20 protein-coding genes are annotated in these 19,486 nt (G+C 58.2%); 12 read left to right on the top strand and 8 right to left on the bottom strand.

The window, feature by feature from the left end:
* The first annotated feature begins 65 nt into the window (after positions 1-65).
* The 3 genes from AC2FH9_RS13910 to AC2FH9_RS13900 all read left to right on the top strand — a co-directional run bounded on the left by AC2FH9_RS13910 (position 66) and on the right by AC2FH9_RS13900 (position 3,530).
* Positions 66-596: a gamma-glutamylcyclotransferase gene (locus tag AC2FH9_RS13910; RefSeq protein ID WP_496691028.1), complete on the top strand. Its 531-nt coding sequence runs from the start codon at positions 66-68 to the stop codon at positions 594-596.
* A 69-nt stretch (positions 597-665) separates the two neighbouring features.
* On the top strand, positions 666-1,847 hold the full coding sequence (locus AC2FH9_RS13905) for a biopolymer transporter ExbB (protein WP_282021534.1): 1,182 nt from the start codon (positions 666-668) through the stop codon (positions 1,845-1,847).
* A gap of 3 nt (positions 1,848-1,850) precedes the next feature.
* Entirely contained in the window at positions 1,851-3,530 is a 1,680-nt protein-coding gene (locus AC2FH9_RS13900) for a peptidoglycan -binding protein (RefSeq protein ID WP_282021533.1), read from the top strand.
* A gap of 137 nt (positions 3,531-3,667) precedes the next feature.
* Here the strand turns inward: AC2FH9_RS13900 and clpA are convergent, their stop codons facing one another.
* Both clpA and gloB read right to left on the bottom strand, forming a co-directional pair.
* Positions 3,668-5,992, bottom strand: coding sequence for an ATP-dependent Clp protease ATP-binding subunit ClpA (gene clpA / locus AC2FH9_RS13895; protein WP_496693892.1), 2,325 nt, complete (start codon positions 5,990-5,992; stop codon positions 3,668-3,670).
* Between the two features lie 174 nt (positions 5,993-6,166).
* The gene (gene gloB / locus AC2FH9_RS13890) at positions 6,167-6,934 is read right to left on the bottom strand and encodes a hydroxyacylglutathione hydrolase (protein WP_496750305.1); all 768 of its coding nucleotides are present in this window, start codon (positions 6,932-6,934) and stop codon (positions 6,167-6,169) included.
* A 61-nt stretch (positions 6,935-6,995) separates the two neighbouring features.
* On the opposite strand from gloB, the gene AC2FH9_RS13885 reads away from it, so the two are divergent.
* The 7 genes from AC2FH9_RS13885 to AC2FH9_RS13855 all read left to right on the top strand — a co-directional run bounded on the left by AC2FH9_RS13885 (position 6,996) and on the right by AC2FH9_RS13855 (position 13,364).
* Positions 6,996-7,730, top strand: coding sequence for a class I SAM-dependent methyltransferase (locus tag AC2FH9_RS13885; protein ID WP_142636487.1), 735 nt, complete (start codon positions 6,996-6,998; stop codon positions 7,728-7,730).
* 310 nt (positions 7,731-8,040) lie between these two features.
* Positions 8,041-8,601 carry a F0F1 ATP synthase subunit delta gene (locus AC2FH9_RS13880; protein ID WP_142636489.1) on the top strand — a complete coding sequence of 187 codons (561 nt, stop codon included), beginning with the start codon at positions 8,041-8,043 and terminating at the stop codon, positions 8,599-8,601.
* Positions 8,602-10,140, top strand: a complete 1,539-nt coding sequence (gene atpA / locus AC2FH9_RS13875) for a F0F1 ATP synthase subunit alpha (protein WP_142636491.1) — start codon at positions 8,602-8,604, stop codon at positions 10,138-10,140.
* A gap of 15 nt (positions 10,141-10,155) precedes the next feature.
* A complete protein-coding gene (locus AC2FH9_RS13870) occupies positions 10,156-11,031 on the top strand; it encodes a F0F1 ATP synthase subunit gamma (RefSeq protein ID WP_496691024.1) in 876 nt (291 codons plus the stop codon).
* A 20-nt stretch (positions 11,032-11,051) separates the two neighbouring features.
* Positions 11,052-12,476, top strand: coding sequence for a F0F1 ATP synthase subunit beta (atpD, locus tag AC2FH9_RS13865; protein ID WP_282021532.1), 1,425 nt, complete (start codon positions 11,052-11,054; stop codon positions 12,474-12,476).
* A gap of 12 nt (positions 12,477-12,488) precedes the next feature.
* On the top strand, positions 12,489-12,899 hold the full coding sequence (locus AC2FH9_RS13860) for a F0F1 ATP synthase subunit epsilon (protein WP_142636498.1): 411 nt from the start codon (positions 12,489-12,491) through the stop codon (positions 12,897-12,899).
* A 114-nt stretch (positions 12,900-13,013) separates the two neighbouring features.
* Positions 13,014-13,364 carry an H-type lectin domain-containing protein gene (locus AC2FH9_RS13855; RefSeq protein ID WP_142636499.1) on the top strand — a complete coding sequence of 117 codons (351 nt, stop codon included), beginning with the start codon at positions 13,014-13,016 and terminating at the stop codon, positions 13,362-13,364.
* A 14-nt stretch (positions 13,365-13,378) separates the two neighbouring features.
* Here the strand turns inward: AC2FH9_RS13855 and rpiB are convergent, their stop codons facing one another.
* Together rpiB and AC2FH9_RS13845 are read right to left on the bottom strand one after the other, a co-directional pair.
* Complete coding sequence (gene rpiB / locus AC2FH9_RS13850) at positions 13,379-13,831, bottom strand: ribose 5-phosphate isomerase B (protein WP_281972651.1); 453 nt, start codon at positions 13,829-13,831, stop codon at positions 13,379-13,381.
* Between the two features lie 60 nt (positions 13,832-13,891).
* Positions 13,892-14,911, bottom strand: coding sequence for a ribose-phosphate pyrophosphokinase (locus AC2FH9_RS13845; RefSeq protein ID WP_142636504.1), 1,020 nt, complete (start codon positions 14,909-14,911; stop codon positions 13,892-13,894).
* 108 nt (positions 14,912-15,019) lie between these two features.
* On the opposite strand from AC2FH9_RS13845, the gene AC2FH9_RS13840 reads away from it, so the two are divergent.
* Together AC2FH9_RS13840 and AC2FH9_RS13835 are read left to right on the top strand one after the other, a co-directional pair.
* On the top strand, positions 15,020-15,622 hold the full coding sequence (locus tag AC2FH9_RS13840; protein ID WP_496750304.1) for a 2-hydroxychromene-2-carboxylate isomerase: 603 nt from the start codon (positions 15,020-15,022) through the stop codon (positions 15,620-15,622).
* Positions 15,623-15,631: 9 nt separating this feature from the next.
* Positions 15,632-16,444: an alpha/beta fold hydrolase gene (locus tag AC2FH9_RS13835; RefSeq protein WP_496750303.1), complete on the top strand. Its 813-nt coding sequence runs from the start codon at positions 15,632-15,634 to the stop codon at positions 16,442-16,444.
* 16 nt (positions 16,445-16,460) lie between these two features.
* Here the strand turns inward: AC2FH9_RS13835 and AC2FH9_RS13830 are convergent, their stop codons facing one another.
* Genes AC2FH9_RS13830 through AC2FH9_RS13815 form a run of 4 tightly spaced genes read right to left on the bottom strand, consistent with a single transcriptional unit; the run spans position 16,461 to position 19,399 of the window.
* Positions 16,461-17,495: a threonine aldolase family protein gene (locus tag AC2FH9_RS13830; RefSeq protein WP_496750302.1), complete on the bottom strand. Its 1,035-nt coding sequence runs from the start codon at positions 17,493-17,495 to the stop codon at positions 16,461-16,463.
* On the bottom strand, positions 17,495-17,968 hold the full coding sequence (locus AC2FH9_RS13825; RefSeq protein WP_496871908.1) for a YcgN family cysteine cluster protein: 474 nt from the start codon (positions 17,966-17,968) through the stop codon (positions 17,495-17,497). Before AC2FH9_RS13825 ends, AC2FH9_RS13830 begins: the two co-directional genes overlap by 1 nt.
* The gene (locus AC2FH9_RS13820; RefSeq protein ID WP_496750301.1) at positions 17,965-18,897 is read right to left on the bottom strand and encodes a bifunctional riboflavin kinase/FAD synthetase; all 933 of its coding nucleotides are present in this window, start codon (positions 18,895-18,897) and stop codon (positions 17,965-17,967) included. The genes AC2FH9_RS13825 and AC2FH9_RS13820 overlap by 4 nt, the downstream gene beginning before the upstream one ends.
* Before the next feature lie 58 nt (positions 18,898-18,955).
* Positions 18,956-19,399 carry a MaoC family dehydratase gene (locus AC2FH9_RS13815; RefSeq protein WP_074736482.1) on the bottom strand — a complete coding sequence of 148 codons (444 nt, stop codon included), beginning with the start codon at positions 19,397-19,399 and terminating at the stop codon, positions 18,956-18,958.
* Between the last annotated feature and the right edge of the window lie 87 nt (positions 19,400-19,486).

Here is a 19,486-nt window from a genome sequence, read left to right as displayed (position 1 = left end):
CTAATGGCCCTTTTTCCCGCCTTGAAATTGATGTTTATAGGCGCAAACGGGCAAGGACCAGTGCTATGACGATGTGGGTTTTCGGATATGGGTCGCTGCTGTGGAATCCCGGCTTTCCCGTGTCCCGCAGCGAACGCGCAACCCTGAATGGATATGCGCGGTCTTTCTGCATGAGTTCGATTCATCACCGCGGAACCGAAGAGAAACCCGGCCTTGTTCTGGCGTTGGATGAACAGCAAGACACCCTGTGCAAAGGTCTGGCCCTCGCCGTCGAAGCAGGCCACGAAGAGCGTACCTTGCATGAACTGCGCGAGCGCGAGCTGATCTCGTCGGCCTATGTCGAAAAGATGCTGGATGTGCATTTGGAAACGGACGAGGTCGTAACGGCAGTCACCTATGTTATCGACGCAGATCACGTGCAGTATTGCGGGGGCATGCCGTTGGAAGACCAGGCGCAGATCATTGCCCATGCTGTTGGCGGGCGTGGTCCAAATACCGAATACCTTTATAACACTGCTGAACATCTGACCGAGATTGGTCTGCGTGATCCCGATCTTGAGTGGTTAGCGCAACGGGTGCGAAGCATTACCTCATAAACCCTTGGCGTCACCGGCAGATTTTCGGTAGATTCGCGTCAGAGCAGAAAAGAACCGGGAAAAACGCGCATGGCGCAGGCACAACAGGGCGCGAGACCGCATTTCTCGCAACCCATTCGTCAGATCGTAACGATGCTTGTGGCGATCGGCCTGGCTGGTATGGGCATCTTCATGGCGCTGCCTTACGTTTTGCCGGTTTTCTATGCAAACCCCTATCTGAACGGTTTTATCCTTCTGGTATTTTTTGTCGGCGTAATTGCCTGTTTTTATCAGGTGACACAGTTGATCGGTTCGGTGCGCTGGATCGAGTCCTTCGTTGGTGGCGTTGTTCATGAGGACGCGCGCACGCCTCAGCTTTTGGCACCGTTGGCGTCGCTGCTGCGGGACCGGGGTGCGCGATCACAGATCAGTTCCAGTTCGACCCGATCTATTTTGGATTCGGTGGCCGAACGGGTCGAGGAAGAGCGTGAGATCACGCGTTATATCACCAATGTTCTGATCTATCTTGGGCTTTTGGGAACGTTTTTTGGCTTGGCCACGACGGTTCCCGCTATTGTCGACACGATCCGCAGTCTCAATCCGCAGGATGGCGAAGAAGGGCTGGCAGTGTTCAACCGCCTGATGGTTGGCCTTGAAACGCAACTGCAGGGAATGGGCGTGGCCTTTGGGTCTTCGTTGCTGGGTCTTGCCGGATCACTGATTGTGGGGTTGCTGGAACTGTTCGCGGGCCACGGGCAGAACCGGTTTTATCGAGAGCTCGAAGAATGGTTGTCCTCGATCACCCGTGTCGGCTTTGCAGCAGGCGATGACGGCAGCAGCACCGAACTGGCGGTTCTGACACCGGTTCTGGATGCAATGTCCGAACAGATGAACGCCCTGCAGGACTTGTTTTCGGCGCAGGAAACCGACCGGGCCGAGCTGTCGGGCAAGCTGGGGCATCTTGTCGGCGCTATCGGAGATATGAACCAGCGTCAGTCTGAGACCGAGAATGTCACCGCTGCGCTGGAACGTGTCGCACTGGGGCAGGACGCTCTGCTGGATCATCTGCGGGAACAGGGGACCAGCGAAGGAATAGACGCAGAAAGCCGCATGCGCCTGCGCTCGATGGATGTTCAGTTGCTGCGTATCCTCGAAGAAATTTCTGCAGGCCGCCAAGAAAGCATGAGCGAGCTGCGCAAGGACATCGAACTGTTGGTCAAAGCTCTTACATTGCCCAGAGGCGCCGTTCGAACCGCTCCGGAAGGAGAGTAATCCATGGCTCTGTCCCGTCGCACAGGTCAGCGGTTTCAGGGGTCGGTCTGGCCTGGTTTCGTGGATGCGATGACCGGGCTGTTGATGGTTCTGACCTTTGTGTTGACCATCTTCATGGTGGTGCAATTCGTGCTGCGCGAGACGATTTCGGGGCAAGAGGATGAACTGACCGCTCTGTCCGGCGAAGTGGCGGCCCTTGCCGGTGCGCTTGGGTTGGAAGAACGGGAAAACAGCCGCCTTCAGGCCCGGTTAGGGGCGCTGAATGCGACCCTGACGCAGGCCGAGGAAGATCTGGCGCAGGCGGAAACCAGGATCACGTCATTCGAAGCACAGGTCGCATCTCTGTTGGCCGATCAAGAGCGGTCGCTGGGGGTTATCGCCTCACTGGAATCTGAGCGTTCGGAATTGCTGAATGAACAAGAGGCCCTGAACCTGGCCCTTGCCCAAAGTCGTGCCGAGGTCGATGCCCAGGCCGAGGCCGCCCGGCTTGATGCTGCCCGCCGCGAAGCGCTTGAAGCGTTGGTGGCGGATCTGGAACAAAATGAGGCCGCGCAGGCCGCATTGGTCACCGAGCTTGAAGGCCAGCTTGACGCCGAAGAGGCCGCGCGCCTGGCCGAAGCTGCGGCTGCCGATAACCTGCGCAATCGTCTGCAGGACGCGGATGCGGAACTGACCGCTATGACGCTGGCTCTGGAAGCGCAACGCAAGCAAGCCGAAGAAACCCTGACCCTGTTGGCCGCTGCGCAAGCTGCCAAGGCCGAGCTGGAGCGGCAGTTTGGTGAGCTCGATAGTCAGGAGTTGCAGGCCCAGCTGCAAGCGGCATTGGCCGCCCAAACCGACGCTCTGACAGCGGAACAGATACAGCGTACATTGGCCGAAGAACGCGCAGCCTTGCTGGCCGTTGCGCGTGAGGCAATCTCTGCCGAGAAAGCCGTTTCAGCCAAGGCGCAGCGTCAGACTGCCTTGCTGAACCAGCAGATGGCAGCCCTGCGCGAGCAGTTGGGTGGATTGCAGGCCCTGCTGGACGATTACGAAGACCGCAACGCCGCCGCAGATATTCGTATTCAAACATTGGGTCAGGATCTGAACGCCGCACTCGCCCGCGCCGCCTCGGAAGAGCGTCGTCGTCGTCTGTTGGAAGAGGCCGAGCGCGCCCGGCTTGAGGCCGAGGCCGAGGCTCTTTCGGGTCAGAACCAAGAACTTACGGCGCAGGCCGAGGATCTTCAGCGATATCGCTCGGAATTCTTCGGTCGGTTGCGCGATGTGCTGGGTAATCAGGAAGGCGTTCGGATCGAAGGCGATCGGTTTGTGTTCTCGTCCGAAGTACTGTTCGATACAGGATCAGCAGTGCTGTCGCCCAAGGGTCAGCTTGAGATCGCCAAGGTGGCCAATATACTGCGCAGTGTCGCGGCTGAAATTCCCGAAGGCCTGAACTGGGTTATTCGCGTGGACGGCCATACCGACAATGTCCCGCTGGCCGGAACTGGCCGCTATCGGGACAACTGGGAGCTTAGCCAGGGACGCGCCTTGTCGGTTGTCCGTTATATGGTCGATGCGCTGGGTATTCCACCGCAGCGTCTGGCGGCCAATGGCTTTGGTGAATTCCAACCCTTCAACCCCGCAAACACCCCAGAAGCGCGCGCTCAGAATCGCCGGATCGAATTGAAGCTAACCGAGCGCTGATTGCAGCAAGGAAGGCCCATTGTCAGAGTTGGGAGGTTTTCCGGGCGCCCCTGAGATTTTCTTTTGAGACAGGTGACACGGCTTAGGCAAGAAAAAAGCCCGGCGTAGAAGCCGGGCTTTGATTTGATGCGCTGCTTTTAATCTGCAGTCAGAAGCGGGGGTTTGTCGCCAGGGATGCGCGGTTGATCGGGGCCAAAAATGTCCAGATCCAGCTCTCCCTTCTTGACCGAGACGCGAACGACACCGCCCTTGGCCAGCTTGCCGAACAGCAGCTCCTCGGCCAGAGGTTTCTTGATGTGTTCCTGAATGACGCGCCCCAATGGGCGTGCGCCCATCTTGTCGTCATAGCCTTTGTCGGCCAGCCATTCGGCGGCTTTTGGCGTCAGGTCGATGGTCACATTGCGGTCCAGTAGCTGTGCTTCAAGCTGCAGCACGAACTTCTCGACCACCTGCAGGATGACCTCTTTCGGCAGCGGCGCGAAGGAAATGACGGCATCCAGACGGTTGCGGAATTCCGGCGTGAACATACGTTCGATCGCGGCGGTATCCTCACCTTCGCGGCGGTCGCGGGCAAAGCCGATGGCCGCCTTTGCCTGTTCTTGCGCCCCTGCATTCGAGGTCATGATCAGCACCACGTTGCGGAAGTTCACCGTGCGACCATTGTGGTCGGTCAGCTCTCCGTGGTCCATCACTTGCAGCAGGATGTTGAACACGTCCGGGTGGGCTTTTTCGATCTCATCCAGCAGCAGAACGCAATGCGGATGCTGGTCGACACCATCAGTCAGCAAACCGCCTTGGTCGAACCCGACATAGCCCGGAGGCGCACCGATCAGGCGGCTGACCGCGTGTTTCTCCATGTATTCCGACATATCAAAACGCAGCAGTTCCACTCCCAGCGTATCCGCCAGCTGTTTCGCGACCTCGGTCTTACCCACACCGGTTGGGCCAGCAAACAGATAGTTGCCGATGGGCTTTTCCGGCTCGCGCAGACCGGCGCGCGCCAGTTTGATGGCGCTGGACAGCGCCTCAATCGCCACGTCTTGCCCGAAGACCACCCGTTTGAGCGACTTTTCAAGGTCTTTCAGAACCTCGGCATCGTCCTTGGTGACGTTCTTGGGTGGAATCCGGGCGATCTTGGCAACAACGGCCTCGATCTCTTTGACACCGATGGTCTTGCGGCGCTTGCTTTCAGCAACCAGATGCTGGGCCGCACCGGCTTCGTCGATCACGTCGATCGCCTTGTCGGGCAGCTTGCGGTCATTGATGTACCGTGCTGACAACTCGACCGCGGTTTTAATCGCGTCGGCTGTATATTTGATCTCGTGATGCTTTTCGAAATAGGGCTTCAGACCGCGCAGGATTTTTACGCTGTCCTCGACCGAAGGTTCGTTCACGTCAATTTTCTGGAACCGGCGGCTGAGCGCGCGGTCCTTTTCGAAATGCTGGCGAAACTCTTTGTAGGTGGTCGAACCCATAGTGCGCAGTTTTCCACCCTGAAGGGCCGGTTTCAGCAGGTTCGAGGCATCCATTGCCCCGCCCGAGGTGGCACCGGCACCGATGACGGTGTGGATTTCATCAATGAACAGAACCGCGTCTGGGTGATCCTCAAGCTCGGTCACGACCGCTTTCAGGCGTTCTTCGAAATCACCGCGATAGCGGGTGCCCGCCAGCAATGCACCCATATCCAGCGAATAGATGGTGGTTTCTGACAGGACATCGGGGGCCTCGCCAGAAATGATCTTAAATGCCAGTCCCTCTGCGATTGCGGTTTTGCCAACGCCCGGATCACCGACTAGAAGCGGGTTGTTCTTGCGCCGGCGGCATAACACCTGAATGCAGCGCTCAACCTCATCAGCACGACCGATCAGCGGGTCGATATCGCCCGCGCGCGATTTCGCGTTCAGGTCGATGCAGTATTTCCCCAGCGCGCTTTCTTTTTGCTCGCCATCGGCAGTGCTGGCCGGAGATTCCTCTTCCGCCTGATCCGCGCCCGATACCGAACGGCTTTCGCCGTAGGCTGGGTCCTTGGCCACACCATGGGCGATGAAATTCACCGCATCGTACCGGGTCATATCCTGTTCCTGCAGGAAATAGGCTGCGTTGCTTTCGCGTTCGGCAAAGATTGCGACCAGAACATTCGCCCCGGTCACTTCGGTCCGGCCCGAACTTTGAACATGGATCGCAGCGCGCTGGATCACACGTTGGAAAGCGGCTGTCGGTACAGCCTCGGACCCGTCAATATCGGTGACAAGGTTCGATAGGTCTTCGTCGATGAATTCCACCAGAGTGCTGCGCAATTCGTCAAGATCGACGCTGCAGGCTTTCATCACGCGGATCGCATCGGGCTCTTCCAACAATGCCAGAAGCAGATGCTCCAGCGTTGCGAATTCATGTCGCCGTTCATTCGCAGCCGCCAGGGCCGCGTGGATGGCTTGTTCTAGTGTGCTCGAGAATGAAGGCACGCGGGTGCTCCTCTGTCTTGGGTCAGAAGGGGGCGGGCTGAAGGCCGGATCCCCATCCCAACCATGTCCTCATACTATTAGAGTTTGGTTGATCAGAGCCCGGCTTCAAGGGTTTTCTTGCTCTTGACAGTCACATTTGTTGTGACCGTGGCTGTGAAGTAGGTGAAATAGGTATCAAAACCGATCTTTTCTAGCCCTGATTTCAGCAAAAATTTTGGCTGGTTCGGCGCCTGCCATACCCAGATGCGCCTGAATCGCCGGGTCAGCGGCGCGCAGGAAGGGGTTAGTGGCCTTTTCCAGCGCCAGAGTGGAGGGAACTGTAGGCTGTTTGGCGGCTCGGGTGCTGTCAATTTCTGCGACGCGTTTCTGCAGCGCAGAATTTCCTGGATCGACGGTGAGAGCGAATTTGGCGTTGGACTGCGTGTATTCGTGCCCTGAACAAACCAGCGTGTCATCCGGCAAGGCGCTCAGTTTACACAGCGATTCCCACATCTGCGGTGCGGTGCCTTCAAACAGGCGTCCACAACCCATTGCCATCAGGCTGTCGGCGGTAAAGACCACCGCGCTTTGCGGCATGTGAAAGGCGATATGACCAAGAGTATGCCCCGAAACGTCCAGAACAAGGACGGGTTCCCCGCCGATTTCAAAACTGTCGCCGTCATTGACCTGTTGATCCAAGGGTGGCAGGCGATGTGCGTCGGCTGCCGCGCCGATCACCGTCGCCGGGTGCTGTTCCAAAATGGCCGGCAACCCGTCTATGTGGTCGAAATGGTGATGCGTGAGCAACACATGAGACAAGCCCCAGCCACGTCGTTCCAGTTCTGACAGAATCGGATCGCTTTCGGGCGCGTCGATTAATGCGGTGTTGCCGCTAACCGCGTCATGCGCCAGAAATGCGTAGTTATCGCTGAGACATGGGATGGTGACGATCTCAAGAGGCATGGCCTTTTGCCCTTTCGTTGCTAGACTGCGCTCAGCTAATCCGATTGGCCAGGTGTCCGCAATGCATCTTGATGTGCAGGATCTGAGGAATTTCTACTACCGCAGCACTCTTGGTCGTGCAGCGCAGGCGGCCATTCGTGGGCGAATGATTGATCTGTGGCCCGAGGCCAAAGGTCAAACCGTCGTAGGGTTTGGCTTTGCTGTGCCGTTGTTGCGGCCCTACCTGAAAGATGCGCGCCGCGTCATCGGGCTGATGCCCGGGCCGCAGGGGGTGATGCCCTGGCCTGCGGGAATGCCCAACGTATCTGTTTTGACGGAAGAGACCTTGTGGCCGATTGAAACGGGCCATGTGGACAAGCTGGTGGTGATGCATGGACTTGAAACGTCACAACGTCCCGCCGAATTGCTGGCGGAATGCTGGCGTGTGCTTGGTCCCGGTGGACGGGCGCTTTTTATCGTACCGAACCGTGCGGGGCTGTGGTCACGGACCGATCGAACGCCATTTGGATTCGGGCGCCCTTATTCTGCCTCGCAGTTGGAAAGCCAGCTAAGGGCGCATCACTTTATGACGGATAACTATTGTTCCGCCTTGTATTTGCCTCCGTCCTTCCGTCGGTTCTGGTTGAAATCCGGCAGCCTGATAGAGAAAACTGGCCAGCGATTGCCGACGATCATGGCAGGCGGCGTTCTGATGGTTGAGGCGACAAAGCAAATCAGACCGCCCAGCGGAACCGTCACCAAAGCGACAGGGCGCCGTCAGATCAAGGCGCTGGATGGCCTGCTCAAGCCAGCCTAGCGCAACGCCGGTACTAGCTTCCATCATAAGGCCGAAACACGCGAAAATGGCTGCAGGAATCGCAAAACCTTGCGGTTTGGTAACATTTTTCACCCTCATCAGCCGTATAAAAGGGTCGCACCCAAGCTAAGTGTCTGAAATAGAACGCTTTGTGGATAAGGTGCCCATGGTGATAATATGTTGCTAGCTGGGTTTACCTCTGCTACATCCCCGTTGATTTTGATCCCCGGCCTTATGGACGGGGTTTCTTCACGCCCCCGGGTAGCTGCCGCAACGCGAATTCGGGGCCCAAAATATCGGAAGGGTGGACGTGTCCGAACCAGCTTCGATTTCCACAGGCATCGCCGAGCGCTATGCCACAGCGATTTTTGAGATCGCTAAAGAGAATAAAGACCTCGCAGGTCTGGAAACCGGAATCAACGATCTGGCAGCAGCATTGGGCGACAGTGCCGATCTGCGCGACCTGATCGCCTCGCCTCTGGTTTCGCGCGCTGAACAAGAAGGCGCGATTACAGCGATTGCCGACAAGATGGGTCTGAACGCCATCCTGCGCAACACGCTGGGTCTGATGGCGCAGAAACGCCGTCTGTTCGTTGTGCCGCAACTGGTGCAGGTTCTGCGCGACATGCTGGCCGAAGAGCGTGGCGAAGTGACCGCCGATGTCGCCTCGGCCAAGGCGCTGACTAAGACACAGATGGATAAACTGTCCAAAACGCTGTCCGAGCGTGTGGGCAAGACCGTGACAATAAATGCGACCGTTGATGAAAGCCTCATCGGCGGTCTTGTCGTTAAAGTGGGCTCGAAGATGATCGACAGCTCGATCCGCTCCAAGCTCAACTCCCTACAGAATGCAATGAAAGAGGTCGGATAAATGGGAATCCAAGCTGCAGAGATTTCTGCAATCCTGAAGGACCAGATCAAGAATTTTGGTCAGGAAGCCGAAGTGGCCGAAATCGGTCGCGTGCTAAGCGTCGGTGACGGGATTGCCCGTGTATACGGCCTGGACAATGTGCAAGCCGGTGAGATGGTCGAATTCCCCGGTGGCATCATGGGCATGGCGCTGAACTTGGAAAGCGACAACGTCGGTGTTGTTATCTTTGGTTCTGACCGTGACATCAAAGAAGGTGACACTGTTAAGCGCACCAACTCGATCGTGGACGTGCCGATCGGCAACGGTCTTCTGGGTCGTGTTGTTGACGGCCTGGGCAACCCGCTGGACGGCAAGGGTCCGATCGAATCCACCGAGCGCGGCGTTGCAGACGTCAAAGCGCCGGGCATCATCCCGCGTAAATCGGTTCACGAGCCGATGGCAACCGGCCTGAAATCGGTCGACGCGATGATCCCGATTGGTCGTGGCCAGCGAGAGCTGATCATTGGTGATCGTCAGACCGGTAAAACTGCCGTTGCTCTGGACGCGATCCTGAACCAGAAAGTGTACAACGAAGCAGCAGGCGACGACGAGTCCAAGAAGCTGTACTGCGTTTATGTGGCCATCGGCCAAAAGCGTTCGACCGTTGCTCAGCTGGTGAAGAAACTGGAAGAATCCGGTGCGATTGAATATTCGATCGTTGTGGCCGCAACCGCGTCCGATCCGGCGCCGATGCAGTTCCTGGCACCTTATGCCGCGACCGCGATGGCTGAGTTCTTCCGTGACAATGGCCGCCACGCGCTGATCATCTATGATGACCTGTCGAAACAGGCCGTGTCTTATCGTCAGATGTCGCTGCTGCTGCGCCGTCCGCCCGGACGTGAAGCCTATCCTGGCGACGTTTTCTATCTCCACTCCCGCCTGCTGGAGCGTTCGGCGAAGTTGAACGAAGATTTTGGCGCGGGCTCGCTGACGGCTCTGCCGGTTATCGAAACCCAGGGTGGCGACGTTTCGGCGTTTATTCCGACCAACGTGATCTCGATTACCGACGGCCAGATCTTCCTTGAAACCGAGCTGTTCTATCAGGGTATCCGTCCCGCTGTGAACACCGGTCTGTCGGTTTCGCGTGTGGGCTCCTCGGCTCAAACCAACTCGATGAAGTCGGTTGCCGGCCCGGTTAAGCTGGAACTGGCTCAGTACCGTGAAATGGCTGCCTTTGCGCAGTTCGGTTCCGACCTTGACGCCGCAACCCAGCAGCTGCTGAACCGTGGTGCGCGTCTGACCGAGCTGATGAAACAGCCGCAGTACTCACCGCTGACCAACGCTGAAATCGTATGCGTCATCTTCGCCGGCACCAACGGTTACCTCGACAAGATCGACGTCACCGATGTTGGCCGCTATGAAGCTGGCCTGCTGGCGCATCTGCGTGGCAAGCACGCGGATCTGCTTCAGTGGATCACGGACGAGGACCCCAAGATCAAGGGCGACGCTTCCGACAAGATCAAGGCTGCGCTGGACGAATACGCCGCAACCTTCGCTTAAGGGAGAGGCGGGCACATGCCAAATCTTAAGGATCTAAAAAACAGGATCGAGTCGGTCAAATCGACCCGCAAGATCACCAAGGCCATGCAGATGGTCGCGGCCGCAAAACTGCGCCGCGCCCAGGAATCTGCCGAAGCCTCGCGCCCCTATGCCGCACGGTTCAATGCCGTGATGGCGGGGCTGGCGGCATCGGTCGGGGGCAGCGACAGCGCCCCCAAGCTGCTCCGGGGTACGGGCAGTGATGATGTCCATCTGCTGGTTGTCATGACAGCTGAACGCGGCCTGTGTGGCGGCTTCAATTCGAACATCGCCAAGCTGGCCCGCGCCAAAGCATATGAGCTGAAGGCCAAGGGCAAAACGGTTAAGATTCTGACCGTTGGCAAAAAAGGTCGTGACGCAATCAAGCGCGACTTTGGCGATCTGTTCGTGGGCCATGTCGATCTGAGCGAAGTTAAACGTCTGGGGTATACCAACGCGCAGGACATCGCCAAAGACGTCCTGTCCCGTTTCGACGCGGGTGAGTTCGACGTTGCCACGATCTTCTACTCGAAGTTCGTCAACGTCGTAAGCCAGACCCCGACGGCACAGCAGATCATCCCTGCCTCGTTCGAGGATGTCGAAGGGGACGACAGCGGCGCGGTCTTTGATTATGAGCCCAGTGAAGAGGCCATCCTGGCCGATCTGCTGCCCAAGGCGGTTGCGACTGCGATCTTCTCGGGACTGCTCGAAAACGGGGCCTCGGAACAGGGTGCACGGATGTCCGCGATGGACAACGCGACACGCAACGCGGGTGAGATGATCGACAAGCTGACGATCCAGTTCAACCGTTCGCGTCAAGCCGTGATCACCAACGAGCTGATTGAAATTATTTCCGGCGCCGAAGCGCTGTAGAGACAAACCGGAGACGAAACATGGCGAATGCAAAAGGCAAAGTCACACAGATCATCGGGGCCGTTGTTGACGTGCACTTCGAAGATGAACTGCCTGAAATTTTGAACGCGCTGGACACCACCAACAACGGCAAGAAGCTGGTTTTGGAAGTGGCACAGCACCTGGGCGAAAACACTGTCCGCACCATTGCGATGGACGCGACAGAAGGTCTTGTACGTGGTGCCGAAGTCACGGACACCGGCGCACCCATCGCGGTTCCGGTCGGCAACGCCACCCTGGGCCGTATCCTGAACGTTGTGGGCGAGCCCATCGACGAAAAAGGTCCCGTGGAAACCACCGAAACGCGCTCCATCCACCAGGACGCGCCGGATTTCGCGGATCAGGCCACTGAATCCGAAGTTCTGGTGACCGGTATCAAGGTTGTTGACCTGCTGGCCCCTTACGCCAAAGGCGGTAAGATCGGCCTGTTCGGCGGCGCCGGTGTTGGCAAAACCGTTCTGATCATGGAATTGATCAACAACATCGCCAAAGTGCACTCAGGCGTGTCCGTGTTCGCCGGTGTTGGTGAGCGGACCCGTGAAGGCAACGACCTGTATCACGAGATGATTGAATCCGGCGTTATCGTTCCCGACAAGCTGGAAGACTCGAAAATCGCGCTGGTTTACGGCCAGATGAACGAGCCTCCGGGTGCCCGTATGCGGATCGCTCTGTCGGGTCTGACCCTGGCGGAACAGTTCCGTGATGCAACCGGTGCCGACGTTCTGTTCTTTGTCGACAACATCTTCCGCTTTACGCAGGCGGGTTCCGAGGTTTCGGCTCTGCTGGGTCGTATTCCTTCGGCGGTGGGCTATCAGCCGACACTGGCGACCGACATGGGCGCGATGCAGGAACGCATCACCTCGACCAAGTCCGGCTCGATCACGTCGGTTCAGGCCGTCTATGTTCCTGCGGATGACTTGACCGACCCTGCGCCGGCCACCTCGTTCGCACACTTGGATGCGACCACCGTTCTGAACCGTGCGATCTCGGAAAAGGGTATCTACCCTGCCGTTGACCCGCTCGACTCGACCTCGCGTCTGCTCGACCCGGCCATCGTCGGTGAAGAGCATTATACCGTTGCGACTGACGTTCAGCAGATCCTCCAGCGCTATAAGTCGCTGCAGGACATCATCGCGATCCTCGGCATGGACGAACTGTCGGAAGAAGACAAACTGACCGTGGCCCGTGCCCGTAAGATTGAACGCTTCCTGTCGCAGCCGTTTGACGTGGCCGAAGTCTTCACTGGCTCGCCTGGTGTTCAGGTTCCTCTGGATGTCACCATCGCGTCGTTCAAGGCCGTTGTGGCCGGCGAATACGATCACCTGCCCGAGGCAGCCTTCCTGATGGTTGGCGGCATCGATGAAGTGATCGCCAAAGCGGAAAAGATGGCCGCAGAAGCCGCCTAAGGAGCACACCTGATGGCAAACACGATGCACTTTGACCTCGTCAGCCCCGAGCGGAGCCTTGCTTCACTCGCGGTGACTGCGGTCCAGCTTCCCGGCGCGGACGGGGACATGACGGCGATGCCCGATCATGCCCCCACCATCACCACGTTGCGCCCCGGTCTGCTAAAGGTCGAGGCACCCGAAGGGTCCAGCGAATACCTGGTCACCGGCGGGTTTGCCCAGATCAATGGCGACAGCATGTCGGTTCTGGCCGAGAAGGCCATTCCGGTCTCTGAAGTGACCCGCGCGCATCTGGACGATCTGATCGCCGAGGCACGTGCGTCGCATGACGCGGCCAAAGGCGGCGACGATCAATCAGTCGTCGACGATGCGGCCAAGCTGCTGGCCGATATGGAAGCTCTTGGGACACATATGAGCCTGTAAGTTTCAGGACATGTAGATTTAGAAACGGCCCTGCCTGTGCGGGGCCGTTTTTTTGTGGTGATTTTGGATGAAGGGCGGTCTAAGGTTCCGTAATTCTTTATAAAAGACGACAAAATGCAGACTTTTAGTACCCATCCGATTGGTATCGACCAAGGCGAAGTTGTGCTGTTCTCCGACTTCGCAGATGGCGGTGACATGTGGACAGGCGAGGGGCCGCGCGAACGACGGTCGGACATAGAATTCAGCCAGCCATTCCGTTCCGCGCCTGTTGTACAGATCAGCGTGTCACTGTGGGATGTTGATACATCTTCGGCATTGCGCGCCGAGGTCAAGGCCGAGGACATCACGCCCGAGGGATTTGCTGCGGTGTTCCGTACCTGGTCGGATACCCGCATCGCGCGCATCCGAATATCTTGGACAGCGTTCGGCGAGGTGCCGCATGAGGATGACTGGGATATTCTGTGAAGCCAGCCTTGGGTTTAGGACTCGTCCAATGCCTCTATCATGGCGACCCGGTGTGCATGCCGTCCGCCTTCGAATTCGGCTGACAGGAACGCATCCACTATATCCAGCGCCTGACCCTCACCCACGACCCGGGCGCCGACAGACAGCATGTTGGCGTCGTTATGCTGGCGGATCATGCGTGCGGAAAAGGCATCCGAGCAGACACCGCAGCGAATGCCGGGGACCTTGTTGGCCGCCATCATGATACCTTGACCCGTTCCACACAGAACGATGCCAAGCTGACAATCCCCGGAAGCCACTGCTTGGGCGGCGGCCTTGCCATGAACAGGGTAATGGGTGCTCTCAGGTGTCTTGGGGCCGATATCGACGACGTCCCATCCCTGGGCCGCAATATGAGAGGCAACCGCCTGGCGTAATTCGATAGCTGCGTGGTCGCTGGATAGAACAATGCGTTTTGAGGCTGTCACGGTAAACTCCGACCTGAATTTCAGAAAGAAAAGAGGCGGCCCTTGGGCCGCCGCGTTCGATCAATCCCTATGATACATCGACTCGTAGATCGGCGTCAGCGTCTTATCCTCGAACAATGACGATACACTGGTGCCGTTCCAGATATTCAGGATCGCCTGCGTAAAGATCGGGGCCGTGGGCACGATGCGGATGTTCTTGGCCTTGGTTATTTCTTCTGTCGGCTGGATCGTGTCGGTCAGCACCAGAGATTTCATCACCGAATTGGTCACGCGTTCGACCGCAGGGCCGCTCATGACGCCGTGTGTGATGTAGGAATGAACTTCTTTCGCACCATTATCCAGCAGTACTTGCGCCGCTTTGCACAGGGTACCGGCCGTGTCGCACATGTCGTCCACGATCAAACAGATCTTGTCTCTGACATCGCCAATTACGGTCATCTCAGCGACTTCGCCGGCTTTTTCGCGGCGTTTGTCCACGATCGACAGCGGGGCGTTGATCCGCTTGGCCAACTCGCGCGCGCGGGCCACGCCGCCCACATCGGGCGAAACGACCATGATCTCGTCGAGGCTGTCCTTGAACTGATGTTTCACATCCAGCGCAAAGATCGGCGAGGCATAAAGGTTGTCGACAGGCATGTCGAAGAACCCCTGAATCTGCGCTGCGTGCAGATCCATGGTCAGGATGCGCTCGATCCCGGCGCCAGTCAGCATGTTGGCCACCAGCTTGGCGCTGATCGGTGTGCGGGCCTTGGTGCGGCGGTCCTGGCGGGCATAGCCGAAATAGGGGATCACGGCGGTAATCCGTTGGGCCGACGAACGGCGCAGCGCATCAGCAATGATGAGCAGCTCCATCAGATTGTCATTGGCCGGGTTCGAGGTGGGTTGGACGATGAACATATCTTCGCCGCGCACGTTCTCGAACACTTCGACAAAGATTTCACCGTCGTTAAACCGTTCGACCCGGGCATCGACCAGACCCTGATCGACGCCGCGATACAGGCTCATTCGGCGTGCAATGGATTCGGCAAGCGGAAGATTAGCGTTCCCAGCGATTAACTTGGGTTCGTGAAGTGTCGGCATCGGCTGAGGTCCCCGGGCAGCAATGGCAAATGTGACAGATTCGTGATGTTGACACCGCTTAGCATGGCCTTACCGTCCAGCAAAGATAACGCTGCGGAGAAAGTGAACATGGCCCAAATTGACTACTATTTTGCGACACTCTCGCCATACACCTACCTGGCGGGACTGCGCCTGGAGGAGATTGCGGCCAAACATGGTGCGACAATCAACTACAAGCCGCTTGATATCGTCGCCCTGTTCGGACGTACGGGAGGTGTTCCGCCCAAGGACCGCCATATCTCGCGCATCGAATACCGGACGCAAGAAATGCAGCGACAGTCAAAAAAGCTGGGTATGGCGTTCAACCTGCAACCGGCCCATTGGCCCACCAATGCGGCGCCGTCTTCCTATGCCATTATCGCGGCCATTCAGGACGGGTCGGGGAATGTGGGGCAGCTGGTGCATTCCTTTGTACGCGCCTGCTGGGCCGAGGAAAAGGACATCGCGCAGGACGACGTGATCCGCGCTTGCCTGGCTGACGCAGGGTTTTCCCCGGATCTGGCCGTTGGCGGCTTGCTGCTCGGGGCTGAGACCTATACCGCCAATCTGGAAGAAGCCGTGGAACGCGGAGTTTTTGGAGCTCCGTTCTATTTAACGGAAGACGATCAGCGGTTCTGGGGTCAGGACAGGTTGGACGACCTGGACAGGCATCTGGCCGATCTGAGGGGATAGGATTCTATAATGGCTGTTGCGCAGAACCTGCATGTCACGCGGCTGGGGCAGGGTGATCGCCCTGTGCTGGCCTTGCATTGTACCATTGCTCATTCCGGGGTCTGGGCAGGCCTAGCCGCGGCGATGAAAGGGCAGGCAAGTTTTATTGCACCGGATATGCTGTCCCATGGGCGCAGCCCGGACTGGGATCGCCAGGGGGATCTGTATGACCGGCTGACCGAAGCCACACTTGAACATCTGACCGAGCCGATGGACGTGGTCGGGCATTCTTTTGGCGCGGCGATAGCCTTGCGGCTGGCGGTCGAGCACCCAACATTGGTTCGCAGTGTCGTCCTGATAGAACCGGTGTATTTTGCCGTGGCACAGCAGGAGGCCCCGGACCTTGTGGCGGAATACGCGCATGTTGCCCAACCCTGTATGGACGCGCTTGCATCAGGCGACGAACCTCTGGCGGCAAGGCTGTTCAACCGGTTGTGGGCCGGAGATAGGGGACCGCGTTGGTCAGACATGCCCGAAACTGCACGGGCGGGGATGGTGCGTGGAATTCATCTGGTATCCGAGGTCGAAAACGAACTGATAATGGATTCCAAAGGTTTGCTACGGCCCGAGCGGATCGCACACGCCAATATGCCGGTATTGCTGCTGCATGGGGCGCTCACCCACCCAGTGATGGTCGCGATAAACTCTGGATTGAAATCCCGTCTTCCAATGGCCGAAAGCGCCGTGATCGAAGGGGCAGGGCATATGGCTCCGATCTCCCACCCGACAGAGACCGGCACTCTGATCGAGGCTTTTTGGAACAGACTGCCTGCCACTGCCTGAAGCTTCGGGTGCGTCGTTACAAGAGCGCGATGAACCGATCAATTTGCGCAGGCTCGATGGACCAGTCACAAACCAGCCGACAGGCTAGAATTTCGCTGTCATCTGCCCCGTCCAGTTCTGCCCCCCACAGGTGGTAAACAGCACCTGCGGCATGCAGTTGCTTGTGTTGGGCGCGTGAAAACTGGGCAAAAATCATATTCGCCTGCGGCGCGTGCAGGAAAGAGGCACCTTTGGACTGCAATCCCTCGGTCAGACGGGCGCAGTTGTTATTGGCCTGACGGGCCAGTGTCAGCCACAGATCATCCTGCAGATACGCCGCCATTTGGGCGGACAGATAGCGGTGCTTGGAGAACAGGTGCGCCCCGCGCTTGCGGCGCAATTCGAATTCCCAGGCTTTGCTTTCATCAAAGAAGACAACGGCTTCGACGCCCATCAGCCCGTTTTTGGTCCCGCCAAAACTGACCGCATCCACGCCTGCTTTCCACGTCATCTCGGCGGGTGAGCAGTTCAACGCAACAAGGGCGTTGGAAAAACGCGCACCGTCCAAATGGACTGGCAGCCCATACTCTTTGGCCACAGCGCAGAGCGCCTGCAATTCTGACAGGGTGTAAACAGACCCTCGTTCGGTCACCTGCGTAATGGATACAGGTCCGCGCTGCGGTCCATGCACGCCGCGTGTTTCTTCGGCCAGAATCGAGCCGCGCAGCGCGTCCGGCGCCATCTTGTCCGCGCCCGGAACCAGCGTCAGCTTGGCGCCGCTGTAAAACTCGGGCGCGTTGCACTCATCCTCGTGGATATGGGCCACAGGTGAGCAGAACACCGTCTCCCACGGCTGCGCCAGCGTCGCCAGCGCCAGCGAATTCGCGGCCGTCCCGGTGGCCACCAGATACACGGCGGCGCCAGGTGCCTCGAACACCCCGCGAATGCGATCCCGGACCTCATTCATCAGGGTGTCGGTTCCATAGGCCATCTGATAGCCCTGATTGGCAGCATTCAGCGCTTCCATGACCGCCGGGTGAACCGGCCCCGAATTGTCAGAGGCAAAGTACATTAGCTGGGCTCCTCGATGATATGATCTTCCCACTCCTCCAGCGGAGTTTCGAGTTCCGATACCGTGCGCCCCTGAACCGAGACTCCGGCGGCATGAACGCTGTCCGGTGTGCCAGAAATCAAGGGGTGCCAGTCGTGTAGGGGTTTGCCCTCCCACAACAGGCGATAGGCACAGGTCTGTGGCAGCCAATAGGCGTGATCGTTGATGTTGCCCGGCGTCATCACGATACATTCCGGCACAAATTGGTGGCGGATATCGTATTGGGTGCAGCGGCAACTTTCGTCATCCAGCAGACGGCAGGCGACGCAGGTCAGGGCAACCTCGCCGGTGTCTTCATCTTCCAGTTTGTTCAGACAACATTTGCCGCAGCCATCGCACAAAGCTTCCCATTCGGCTTGGTTCATGCGGGTTAGCGGTTTTCGTTCCCAGAACCTGGGGGCCAGGCCGGTGCGGTCGATCGGATCCGTTGTCATCGGTCCGCCAGCAGGCCGCGGGCCTTGTCGCAATCGGCATCCATCTGCGCGATCAGGCCGTCCAGACCGTCAAAGGTCATCTCGGGGCGCAGGTATTCTACCAGACCCACCGACAGGGTCGCGCCATAAAGGTCACCCGAGAAGTCGAACAGGAAGGTTTCGATATTGGGGACTTCACCATTGAACATCGGTCGCGTCCCAACCGAGGCTGCGCCCTGATGGCTGCCCAGATGAGGTCCATCCAGAACATCGACCAGAACGGCATAGACGCCGAATCTTGGCGGATGCAGCCCCTCAATGGACATGTTTGCGGTGGGAAATCCCAGTTCACGGCCCCGTTGTTCGCCTCCGATCACCTCGCCTTCGATCCGGTGCCAGTGACCCAACATAGTAGCGGCATCCTGCGGGCGGCCCTCGGTTAGTGCAGTACGGATCGCAGTGGAAGAAACGACATTTTCGGACCGCTCCATCAACGGAGCGATGGTGACACCGAACCCCATCTCTTGCCCAAAGAGCACCAAGTCATCAGCGGTGCCGCTGCGGCCTTTGCCGAAACAGAAATCGGCACCTACGACGACATGCGACAGGCCGAGCCCGTCGCAGATTACGTTGCGGGCGAATTCCCTGGGCGTCAGGCCAGCCAATGCGGCGTTGAACGGCAGCTCATACAGCTTTTCGACCCCCAGTTTTGCTAACCGGTGCGCGCGGGCATTGCCGCGCATCAGGCGAAAGGGCGGGGTGTCCGGGGCGAAGTATTCTCTGGGATGCGGCTCGAATGTAAGTACGCCCAAAGGTGCACTCGGCGCGGCGCTGAGGGCCAGTTCAATCACAGATTGGTGGCCGATATGAACGCCGTCGAAATTCCCGATCGCCACGCTGGCGCCGCGATCTTGGGGTTCGATGAATTGGAGGTCACGAATGATGCGCATAGCGACTGCCTAGCGGGACAGGCGCGCTTGTTCAAGGGTCTGAGACCCCCGGAAACGCTCAGTCGAATTTGCGCGACGGGGCCAGCACCATGGCTTCGCCGACCAGCACCTTCTTGCCATCCACTGCGCAGTGACAATCGAGCTTGACCCGACGCTTGGCAAAATCAATGTCGATCACCTTGACCTCGGCATAGACCATGTCACCCGGGCGAACAGGAGCGAGAAACTTCAGCGACTGCCCCATGTAAACTGTGCCGTGGCCTGGCAACTGCTCGCCGATCACGGCCGAGATCAGACCCGCGGTCAGCATCCCATGCGCGATGCGCCCCTCGAAGATCGTGTCGCGGGCGTAATCGTCGTCCAGATGTACGGGGTTTCTGTCGGTCGACACCTGAGCGAACATTTCGATATCCTCGTCCGTCACCACTTTACGAAGGTGACGGGACATGCCCATCTCGATGTCTTCAATACAGATCGTGCCGCGTGGAAGATTATCCAACATGTTGCCCTCACTCGAATTCATCGGGCAACAAAAAAATCAAAGTCACCCCTGTTGGGAAACTTTATTACTTTGCAACTGCAGAAAATC

This window comes from Ruegeria sp. CDSC081, assembly GCF_059610485.1.
The sequence above is the reverse complement of the archived record's forward strand: the minus strand, read 5'-3'. Positions and strand labels throughout refer to the sequence as shown.